Source organism: Anoxybacillus suryakundensis (genome assembly GCF_001418025.1).
Lineage (GTDB): Bacteria > Bacillota > Bacilli > Bacillales > Anoxybacillaceae > Anoxybacillus > Anoxybacillus tengchongensis.
Window position 1 is genome coordinate 1 of sequence record NZ_LIOK01000004.1, and the last position, 10,358, is coordinate 10,358.

Annotated in this window: 9 protein-coding genes and 1 pseudogene; 3 read left to right on the forward strand and 7 right to left on the reverse strand. The window is 41.0% G+C overall.

Annotated elements, in window-relative coordinates; all coding sequences use genetic code 11:
- Positions 1 to 320 precede the first annotated feature (320 nt).
- Positions 321 to 881, forward strand: a complete 561-nt coding sequence (locus ASC42_RS03495) for a sugar O-acetyltransferase (RefSeq protein WP_055440587.1) — start codon at positions 321 to 323, stop codon at positions 879 to 881.
- 27 nt (positions 882 to 908) lie between these two features.
- Here ASC42_RS03495 and ASC42_RS03500 read toward each other — a convergent pair whose 3' ends face one another.
- The gene (locus ASC42_RS03500; protein ID WP_055440588.1) at positions 909 to 1,730 is read right to left on the reverse strand and encodes an undecaprenyl-diphosphate phosphatase; all 822 of its coding nucleotides are present in this window, start codon (positions 1,728 to 1,730) and stop codon (positions 909 to 911) included.
- Positions 1,731 to 1,938: 208 nt separating this feature from the next.
- Between ASC42_RS03500 and ASC42_RS14335 the strand changes: the two genes are divergently transcribed.
- A complete protein-coding gene (locus ASC42_RS14335; protein WP_280790522.1) occupies positions 1,939 to 2,070 on the forward strand; it encodes a hypothetical protein in 132 nt (43 codons plus the stop codon).
- A gap of 231 nt (positions 2,071 to 2,301) precedes the next feature.
- Complete coding sequence (gene katG / locus ASC42_RS03505) at positions 2,302 to 4,488, forward strand: catalase/peroxidase HPI (protein ID WP_055440589.1); 2,187 nt, start codon at positions 2,302 to 2,304, stop codon at positions 4,486 to 4,488.
- A 37-nt stretch (positions 4,489 to 4,525) separates the two neighbouring features.
- On the opposite strand, the pseudogene ASC42_RS03510 reads toward katG, so the two are convergent.
- The 6 genes and pseudogenes from ASC42_RS03510 to ASC42_RS03535 form a co-directional block, all read right to left on the reverse strand.
- Positions 4,526 to 4,750 (reverse strand): annotated as a pseudogene (locus tag ASC42_RS03510) (nucleotidyltransferase domain-containing protein); the annotation flags it as partial.
- Between the two features lie 166 nt (positions 4,751 to 4,916).
- The gene (locus ASC42_RS03515) at positions 4,917 to 5,300 is read right to left on the reverse strand and encodes an RNA-guided endonuclease InsQ/TnpB family protein (protein WP_245191137.1); all 384 of its coding nucleotides are present in this window, start codon (positions 5,298 to 5,300) and stop codon (positions 4,917 to 4,919) included.
- A 229-nt stretch (positions 5,301 to 5,529) separates the two neighbouring features.
- On the reverse strand, positions 5,530 to 6,903 hold the full coding sequence (locus tag ASC42_RS03520; RefSeq protein ID WP_055440590.1) for a M20/M25/M40 family metallo-hydrolase: 1,374 nt from the start codon (positions 6,901 to 6,903) through the stop codon (positions 5,530 to 5,532).
- A 66-nt stretch (positions 6,904 to 6,969) separates the two neighbouring features.
- Complete coding sequence (locus ASC42_RS03525) at positions 6,970 to 8,043, reverse strand: tetratricopeptide repeat protein (RefSeq protein ID WP_245191138.1); 1,074 nt, start codon at positions 8,041 to 8,043, stop codon at positions 6,970 to 6,972.
- 138 nt (positions 8,044 to 8,181) lie between these two features.
- Entirely contained in the window at positions 8,182 to 8,976 is a 795-nt protein-coding gene (locus ASC42_RS03530; protein ID WP_245191139.1) for a hypothetical protein, read from the reverse strand.
- A gap of 79 nt (positions 8,977 to 9,055) precedes the next feature.
- Complete coding sequence (locus ASC42_RS03535) at positions 9,056 to 10,039, reverse strand: winged helix-turn-helix domain-containing protein (protein ID WP_082435682.1); 984 nt, start codon at positions 10,037 to 10,039, stop codon at positions 9,056 to 9,058.
- Positions 10,040 to 10,358 lie beyond the last annotated feature (319 nt).

Consider the following 10,358-nt stretch of genomic DNA (forward strand, 5'->3'; position numbering starts at 1 on the left):
TCATCGACTTGGAGTTTCTGATACGATTGATTCACCGGTTCTTCGTCATCCCAGTCTGTGAGGGACTTTCCAAAAAGTACACCTAGTAAATAAATAATGATTTGATATTGGATCTTGATTATTTGGAGCATTTTGATTAATAATTGAGGTAACAAGCTTGTCACTCCTTTGTTTTGATTGGGTGTGGGGTTACCTCAATCGTACCAAAAACAGCAGGGGTGGCAAGCTTTTTTTGTCGAAAACCGCATAAAATCAATAAAAACTTAGGGTATGTCTTTAAAACTTTTGACAATACCAAGGAAAATAAAGGAGTTGAAAAAATGAAATCAGAAAAAGAAAAAATGGTAAGTGGTCAATTGTATCGGGCTACCGATCCAGAGTTAGTGAAAGAACGTGAACATGCCCGTAAATTAACAAGACTATTGAATGAAACGTTAGAAACGGAGCATGAACGACGTGTTTCTTTATTGAAAGAACTGTTTGGTTCAACAGGAGAACACGTATATATTGAGCCACCTTTCTATTGCGATTACGGATATAACATTCACGTCGGGGAAAACTTCTTTGCAAATTTCAATTGCGTTTTTTTAGATGTATGTGAAATTCGCATCGGAGACAATTGCCTTATTGGTCCCGGCGTTCATATTTATACTGCTACTCACCCCATTGATCCAACGGAAAGAGCATCAGGATTAGAATACGGAAAGCCAGTCATCATTGGTGATCATGTATGGATTGGTGGCGGAGCCATTATTAATCCAGGAGTAAATATCGGAAACAACGTTGTCATCGCGTCTGGTGCCGTTGTCACAAAAGACGTTCCTAATAACGTTGTCGTCGCGGGCAACCCAGCAAAAATAATCAAACAGTTAAACGTATAAAAGGCTCCCACGAAAGGAGCCTTTCACTTACGCAAAATAAACGATATAAATAACCGCTGCGAGCACGATGCGATAGATTGCAAACGGCACGAGACGAACGCGGTTAATTAAATGCAAGAAAAAGCGAATAGCTAGCAAGGCGAAAATAAACGCACTAATAAAACCAACAACAAAAAATGGTAAAGCATCAATCGTGATGTACTGCCAGTTCTTTAACAACGAAATGCCACTCGCCCCTGCCATAATCGGCACGGCCATAATAAATGTAAAATCAGCGGCAGCACGGTGGCTCATCCCGACAAGCACACCGCCTGAAATGGTCGATCCTGAGCGCGAAAACCCAGGCCAAAGAGATAAACATTGCACAAGACCGACAATAAACGCTTGCTTATATGTAATATCATCTACTGTTTGTGCAATTGTTCGTTTTCCGAAACGATCTGCTGCAATCATTAACAACGCCCCGAGCACGAGCCCAATGAGCACCGTTTCCGTTGAAAACAAATGTTCATCAATATAGTCTTCGAATAAAACTCCTAACACCCCAGCTGGCACAAGTCCAATAAAAATGTGCATGAGCGTTAAATGCGGTCCTGTTTTTTTGTCACGTTTACGCAAATAAAGCAACTCAAAAAACTTATCTTTAAACACAACAACGGCAGCTAAAACGGAACCGAGCTGAATGACGACTTTAAATGTATTTGCCCCATATTTCCCCAAAAACTCACCTGACTTCAACCACATATCGTCAACAATAATCATATGCCCCGTCGATGAAACAGGCGCAAACTCTGTCACCCCTTCGACTAGCCCTAAAATGATCGCTTTCATTAATTCAATAATATGCATGCATGTCCATCCTTTCTTAATTGGTGAAATATGTATAATTCCTTTTCATGACCTACTTCATTGTACTACAAACGCTCTATTTCTACTACACGTACATAAAAAATATCAAAACCATTCGCAAAATAATTATATAACAGATATTGATTTTTTAAATCTGTTATATTACAATGTAATTAACAAAAGAAACGTGTGAAAGGAGTTTTTGTTTATGGATATGTACACAAAAGCTTATCAACGATACGTTGAAAAATGCCATGAGTTTGGTATCGAAGCAATCGATTTAATCGAATTTATTCGCAACTTAACAACAGAACAAGTCAAGCATATGATCCAAAGTTAAAGATTGGAGTGAAACGATGAACGAACAAACAGATGTAGACGTATAAATCCCCCATTTTATTCTGCGAACAGAATGAAATGGGGGATTTTTATAATTTTTTAAAAAGAATATTTTTTATACTTTACTAACAAATATTAATTTAGTATAATTCTAATGTACTAATCATTATCACTATCAACGATTTAGCAACGAAACTGTATTGATTTATATGCACGAAAGGAGAATAAAAGAATGGAAAACAAATGCCCGTTCCATGGAAGTGTGACGAGTCATACTTCAAACAAAACAACAAACAAAGACTGGTGGCCAAATCAATTAAACTTAAACATTCTTCATCAGCACGACAGAAAAACGAATCCTCATGACGAAGCGTTTGACTATGCTGAACAATTTCAAACACTTGACTATTGGGCGTTGAAAGAAGATTTGCGCAAGCTCATGACGACAAGCCAAGATTGGTGGCCTGCTGACTACGGACATTACGGACCGTTGTTTATTCGCATGGCTTGGCATTCTGCGGGAACGTACCGCATCGGGGACGGACGAGGCGGTGCCTCAACAGGTACACAACGTTTCGCTCCGTTAAACAGTTGGCCAGACAACGCGAATTTAGATAAAGCACGTCGCCTATTGTGGCCAATTAAAAAGAAATACGGCAATAAAATTTCTTGGGCGGACTTGATCGTGTTAGCCGGCAACGTAGCAATCGAGTCCATGGGGGGAAAAACAATCGGTTTTGGTGCTGGCCGTGAAGATGTATGGCATCCAGAAGAAGATATTTATTGGGGAGCTGAAAAAGAATGGCTCGCCTCGGAACGGTATACCGGCGACCGTGAATTAGAAAATCCGCTTGCTGCTGTGCAAATGGGGCTCATTTATGTCAATCCAGAAGGTCCTGACGGCAAACCAGATCCGCTGGCAGCGGCGCGTGACATTCGTGAAACGTTTCGACGGATGGGCATGAACGACGAAGAAACAGTCGCGCTCATCGCAGGTGGTCATACGTTTGGCAAGGCGCATGGGGCTGGGGATGCTTCACATGTCGGTCCTGATCCAGAAGCAGCTCCAATTGAAGCGCAAGGGTTAGGTTGGATGAGCTCGTACGGAAAAGGAAAAGGTCGCGATACGATTACAAGCGGTCTTGAAGGCGCTTGGACACCGACACCTACAAAGTGGGATAATAGCTATTTGGAGTTGCTATTTGAATATGAATGGAAACTCACGAAAAGCCCAGCTGGCGCGTATCAATGGGAAGCAATTGATTTAAAAGAAGAACATTTCGCACCTGATGTAGAAGATGAAAATGTGAAAGTACCGCCGATGATGTTGACAACTGATTTAGCGTTGCGTTTTGACCCAGCATATGAAAAAATTGCTCGCCGTTTCTATGAACATCCTGAAGAGTTCGCGGATGCGTTTGCTCGCGCTTGGTTTAAACTTATTCATCGCGACATGGGACCAAAAGCGAGATACCTTGGTCCTGAAGTGCCAAAAGAAGATTTCATTTGGCAAGACCCGATTCCAGAAGGAGATGTGGAATTAACGGAGGCAGAAATTGAAGACATTAAAACACGCATTTTACAATCAGGACTCACAGTAAGCGAGCTTGTGAAAACAGCTTGGGCGTCCGCTAGCACGTTCCGCCATTCTGATAAACGCGGTGGCGCAAACGGCGCGCGCATTCGACTCGCTCCACAAAAAGATTGGGAAGTGAACGAACCGGAACGACTCGCAAAAGTTCTCTCTGTTTATGAAGACATTCAGCGCGAGTTACCTAAAAAAGTAAGCATCGCTGATTTAATCGTGCTTGGCGGCAGCGCCGCTGTCGAAAAAGCCGCACGCGACGCTGGGTTTGACGTTCGCGTACCGTTTATGCCTGGGCGAGGCGATGCAACAGAAGAACAAACGGATGTCGAAAGCTTTGCGGTATTAGAACCGTTTGCCGACGGATTCCGCAACTATCAAAAGAAAGCATACAGCATCACACCAGAGGAGCTTCTTGTCGACAAAGCCCAATTGCTCGGCTTAACCGCTCCAGAAATGACTGTATTAGTTGGCGGCTTGCGCGTCTTAGGGGCAACGTACCGCGATTTGCCTTACGGAGTATTCACTGACCGCATCGGTGTGCTAACGAATGATTTCTTTGTTAACCTCGTGGATATGAACTATGAATGGGTACCGAAAGAAGATGGCTTGTATGACATTCGCGACCGGAAAACAAAGGCAGTCCGCTGGACAGCAACGCGTGTCGACTTAGTGTTCGGATCGAACTCGATTCTTCGCTCCTACGCCGAACTTTACGCCCAAGACGACAACAAAGAAAAGTTTGTCCACGACTTTATTCAAGCTTGGGTAAAAGTGATGAACGCTGACCGCTTCGACCTGCGGAAAAAAACAAAAACATCGGTCACGATTTAAATGAAAAAAGCAGGCGGACGATGTTGTCCCCTGCTTTTTATTTCTCATAAATAATAACCCCATCACGCGCAATTTGCTGTGCGATTTCTTTGTTCAACGAGCCAGCAAACAACACATCGAATGAATAAATACCGATGATTTCATCAATCGCATCGATGACTTTCCACTTTTGCTTTCCTGTATAATCAATGCATAGATCAATATGAGAGTTATAGCGTACCATCCCTTTTCCACGCGAACCGAATAAAATGACTTTTGGAATACCGTTACAGAAAACTTACAAAACTTTATAAATAATCTATTCATTATTTATAAAGTTTACGTTTCTTTCCTTGTTCATCACGCCCAATTTCGCAAAAAGCTACTCTCGTTTGCTCGGCGCTCCGAAGGCTTTACTTCCCCACTAACGTATGGGTACATGTGGTGATTCACTTGGCATATTGTTTCAAGTTGATACTAGCGTTAAGATCACGGTCGATTTCTAGCCCGCACGCTTCGCAACGGTACGTCCGTTCCGATAAAGAAAGGTGGTCTTTCACATGACCACAACGGCTACACATTTTGCTAGACGGATAAAAACGATCTGCCACGATCAACTTGATGCCATGCCATGCACATTTGTACATCATTTGGCGCTTGAACGCGTGGAATGTTTGTTGTTGGATTGCTTTCGATAGCTTGCGATTTTTTAACATGCCACTTGTGTTCAAATCCTCCATCACGACATACGCTGGCTTGGCTTTCACCAACGTTGTTGTGATGTGGTGGGTATAGTTAAGTTGTATATTTTTTAGCCTTCGGCGTTTTTTCAAAACAAGGAACTCCAGTTTCTGTTAACTCCTTAACCATTCTCTTGGCTTTATTTGTTCTTTTTCCTTGTAATTTTTTATAAATTGTATATAGAGTTTTATGGATTTTTACAAAAATATTTTAACAGTTACTAACCTTCTTCCATTATACAACATTTAACACTCTATTTGGAGTCATTTTCTTATGCATCCACTAAAAAAGGACGTCCAAATGACGCCCCTTATTTTCACCTCACATCCACGTCACTGTTACCACTTCTCGATTGGCCATACGCACATCCCGTAACGTTTTTGAAAGTTCTCTCGAGTGAGTAAACACCGCTTGAATGAGCCGTACCGTCTCATAACAAGCATCTATATCTAATGTTTCATCGTCTGTATGTTCGCACTCGTATCCGACGGACAAGTTCACGCTTTGGATGCCATGTTGTGCCCAAATTCTCGTATCACTACTTCCACCAGCTGTGCATTTCCAGCCAGTTAACCCGGCATCGTAAGCTACTTGTTCGAAAAACTGTCCGTATCGAATATCGCAAAATGGCTGGGTCGTGCCGCATGACGTGACGATATCGCCCGTTCCCCTCCGATCGACGACAATTGCTGCATCAACGCCCCATAAAAAATATTCACTAAGCTTGCTTGCACCAACAAGCCCGCACTCCTCTTCAACCGTAAAAACAAATTTAACCGTTCCGTTAAACGAAGACGCTTCAAGCCATTTCGCTATTTCAAGCAACACTGCCACCCCAGCGCGATCATCCGCTCCTAAAATGCCTTCACTGCTCGACCAAATCGCTCCTTGTTTAACAATCGTTCTTCCTGGCGCAAACGATTCTACCGTATCTAAATGCGCATTCAACAAAATCGTTGGTCCATTCCCTGATTTATATGTTTTTTGCGCAAGCAAGTTTCCGTATCGATCGATTGTAATGTGATCGACATATGGTTCAAGTTTCTCATATACGACTGAGCGAATATGATGTTCATTTCCGCTTTCTCCTGAAACGCCAAGCAACTCTTCAAGCTCATAGAGAAATAGCATTTTGCGGATATAGGCTTCCCCTTGTTCTAACCAATCGATTTGTACTTTCCTCATTTGTTCAGCGAGGTCCAGAAGTCGTTCTCTTTTTGTCAAAAACACGACTTCAGGAAAACGAGACGGTCTCAAACGCACATGGACCTGCAATGCATGAAACAATTGCATCACTTTTTCCATATTGGTTTGCCCATCGAAAGATACATAAGGACGACGTTGGTCATGACCATCACAACAAGACACTGTACGCAATCCAAGACGATTCAACTCACGAATGACACCACTCATATACGTATCTAACTCAAATACTTTCGGCTCCGCTACCCCGATTGCTTCCCAAACGCCACGCTGATAAAACTCAACTGCTTCAAGCCATTGTTTTTCGCTAATCGGCGGACTCGCAATCGTTAATACATCGTCACAAAACGTATAATCGACATTCGCCATATCTAAACGTTTCAACAAAAACTCGGCGTTTTCTTTTCTCTCATTTGCGCAAATAAACTCATTCGGACTTTTTTCCTCCAACATAAAACCTTGACGAATAAATAGTTGATTCCATGTTTTCATCTCATCATCGCTCCTTTTCCTTATTTACAAACTTAGTATAAAAAAAGAGCGATGACACACATGTCATCACAAATAGTCTTCAAACATAAACGTATAATCGCTTCGATACATAATGATATAATCGACAGAACCGTTATAATAATAGGCGGTTTCGTCTCTAAATTGGCATGATTCGATTATATCGGGCACTTGAATACGACTTAGCCTTTCTCGAAGGCGCCTTACTTTTTGGACAAACGTATTTGTCGAAATTTCTCCATCCCGTCTAGGTTGAAAAAACATAGCCACATCATGTTTCGTTGCCGGACGCGTTTCATTTGTTTTCACCAAAAAATAACAAAGCATCTCCGCAGGATCACAAGGTAAACACACTTCCCTGCCGTGATAAGCTACAACGTTTTCCCGATCAGAAAAATAAACAACAACTGTATTCACAGGAGGATTCATCATGAGTTGTTCACATTCTTCTTTCGAACTATACGCTTTTCCATTCCGAGTCTGTTTCGTAAACGCTCGCATCGCTAAAATATTTTCACTTTGTTGCAACAACGTGTGCAAAGATGAAAGTTGCGCAGGCGCACCTTGATCGTTTATATAATCAGGAAATTTCTCAAGCGATCGATACGTTTTTTCTGCCATAAACAAAGCGCTGTTCGCTGAATACAGATGAGCATAATATAGCTGTTGCTCATTTAAGCAAAACTCCGGATTCGAATACGTCTTTTGATATTCAAGCGCTTTTTCAAAGTAACGCTGCGCCGTTGCGTACTCTTTCTCCTTATACGCTAAAAATCCGAGACGATAATGAGCAATCGGATTCGTTTTATCATACCCCAACGCGTCTTCAAAAGCTTTTTTCGCCATATAATCATCTTTCATAAGCTGCGTTTTCAAATACGTTCCGTAACGAATGAGATAAGCAACGAGCCTTTTTTTCACATATTCAAACCCATGCTCTTCTTGTTCCTCTAGTGAGCGCCTCGATAACTGCCTATAAATTTCTTTATACAATTTGACAATTTCATAATAAATCCAATCCTTTGCCATATCGCTATTCAATTCGTCCAAAAGCTGCTCTTCACGTTCGTATAATTCATCTAGGTTTATTGATTGTAATCTTCTTACTGGAGACTCTCGCAAGCAAATTCCCCCTATTCCTTCTTCTCAACAGCATTTTTTTCATTTTACCATAAATTTTAATAAATTGAGCACATATCCAAAAAATAAGAGAGTCGGATAGACTCTCAAAGCTAAACAGATAGTACCCAATGTTACCAGCTAATATGCTTTCTTTTGCATTTTGTCTTTCATCCATTCTACAAGTTTTGCGAAATCTCCGTTCTCAACAAATTGTTTTGCTTGTTCTTTCATTTCCCCTTTTCGTTTGAAAGTTGTTCTTTTCCATTTCCGAATTTCTTCGGCATGTGTTTGCAGTATTTGCGCCATTTGCACTGTATCTTGGTAAATTTTATTCATATCCCAATTCTCGTTTTCTTCTTTATGTGCGACAATGCAAGCGCCGGATTGTGTTCCGTAATGAACTGTCCATTTATAATGAAGAGAGCAATTGTTCAAATATTTTTCTTGGATGACCTCAAACCAGGCACCTTGAAATACTCCCGAAAGCTGAACGTTCGGCTCGTAACGATGATGACCGTTATAGCCTGCTAATGCAGTAATGCCCGCTAAATTTAACGATTTTACAAACATCGCCATGTTGGCATCTAAATCTAGCGCGTTAACTTTGATGCCGAATCGTCTTTGAACGAATGACTTCCATTTGTGATGATAGATGTTCATAGAAATCGGAAAACTTTGACCAGGTGCATTTATAATCCGTTTCATTATCGCAATTGGCACACGAGTCACAAGCACTTGAAATTTATTTTTTTGCCACATAGTCGGAATTCCTAGTTTATGAAGTAACTCACGAACTTTATGAATGTCAGTTTGCGTATTTCCTTCTGTTAAAACAATGAAGTCAGACTGTACTTCCACAAATACTCCCCTCATTTGCAGTGCCTCAGCAATACGAGCAGTTGCATCCATCATTTCTAATTTCATTAAATTCATTACTATCACCCTCCCAATTCGTTTGTAACTTTATCATACAAAAAGCCCGGTTACGAACTCGTAACCGAGCTGACTGTTTTCATTTACGTAAAACAACAGATGGAATATCTACTTTCCATACATATCCGTCTTCTGTAGTAACTAAAATATGATCAGAAATGTCTGTGCGCCCCATCGCCTGTGCAAGTTTTCTTCTTAAACTGGCAATGTACCTTTTCACAGCAGAACTGCTAACTGGGCGATCATGCCAAACAGCCTGTTCGATACTGCGTTTTGAGCATGATTTCATCTGATGTTCCATCAAATAACCAAGAATTTCTGCTTCTTTCCTTTCTAGCCTCACCACATCTTTACTCGCATGAATGTATTTTTCATCTGCAGACAAATCAAGAACAATACATTTTCCGTCTATTGCTTCGTCTTTCAGCTTGTCTGCTTCTCGTTTTGAGACTATCTTTCGTTCGTTTTCTTGTTCCTTCAGTAAAATTGGTTTTGTCATTCCCTTTTTTATTCTATCCATGTACAATTCCATAAACCAGCGATGCTCACCTATTTGATCCGTTTCACTCGCTTCCTTTATGTACCTCATTGCTTGTTGGGTATAACCAAGCCGTGCATATGCTAACGCAATATTACAAAGCAACTTTATTCGCTTGCTTCCGTCAATCCCTTTCTCCAATGCTTCCTTTGCATAAAAAAGAACAGCTTCCCACCTTTGATCCTCATCAGCAAGAATAAAAGATAAGTGATAAAAAGCATCTGGCTTTGTCGGTGCATAAATGGATGCCTGTTTCAACAGTCTAGATGCACTATGATAATTTCCTTTGCGGATTTTTTCATCTCTTCCCCACTGCAAGTACAATTCTGCTAGCGTAACGAAGTAGCGCGACTCTTTTGGATCAACTTGAATAAGCTTTTTGTAAAGTTCTATCCCTTCCTCTAACCACGCGTAAAGTTCGTCCCCTTCATCAACACATTCCCGTTCAAGCCAATCATCTTCCCAGTTTAACAGCTCTTCTTTTGTCATTTGGCTCTTTCCTCTCCCCTCCATGCTGTGTTTCATATTCTCCTGTCAAAGTGCTAATTACAAAAGCGTTACAATTTCATTCTGCTTGACGTTCGTTAATCTACTAATCCGTTGTTTTTGCCATCACTACCACTTCATTCAATGTTTTTTCATAGATAGATATACAACCGTTTGTTATTCTTTAGTGTTTGAATACAAAATAAACTCGTAGACACTTTGTAAAAAATTTAGGAAACGATGCTTCGACCGTTCCCTAATGCACTCACTATCTTAGTGATATCAAATTTATCTAGATATCCGTTCCAGTCAGCTAAATTAGACTCTCTTCTTCATCCTTTCACCGACTCCGAGAAGA